Here is a 380-nt window from a genome sequence, read left to right on the forward strand (position 1 = left end):
CCCCACACCTGGCGACACCCGTCGAATTCGTCTACCCACTGGAACGTCCGCTGCTCGACCGTGCGTGGGCGGGCGCGGGGATCGGCGTCTACGACGTGCTCGGCGCTGGCCGCGGTGTGCCCGCCCATCACCGCCACCTCGGCCGCCGCGGCACCCTGGCCCGATTCCCCGGCGCAAAACGCGGGCGCGTGCGCGGCGGGGTGAGCTTCTACGAAGGCCAGCTCGACGACGCACGGCACACCATGATGCTGGCCCGCACCGCCGCCACCCACGGCGCACTGTGCGCATCGAGTACTCGGGTGGTGGATTTCCTGCGTGAGGGCGACCGCATCGTCGGCGCTGTCGTCGAAGATCTCGAAACCGGACGGCATCTCGACATC

Annotated in this window: 1 protein-coding gene; it reads left to right on the forward strand. The window is 70.5% G+C overall.

What is annotated here, in order from left to right; all coding sequences use genetic code 11:
• Positions 1-380, forward strand: a 380-nt coding sequence (locus GV790_RS29145) for an FAD-dependent oxidoreductase (RefSeq protein WP_163818026.1), incomplete at both ends; no start/stop codon positions are given.

The sequence above is a fragment of the Nocardia cyriacigeorgica genome, from assembly GCF_010858045.1.
Lineage (GTDB): Bacteria > Actinomycetota > Actinomycetes > Mycobacteriales > Mycobacteriaceae > Nocardia > Nocardia cyriacigeorgica_E.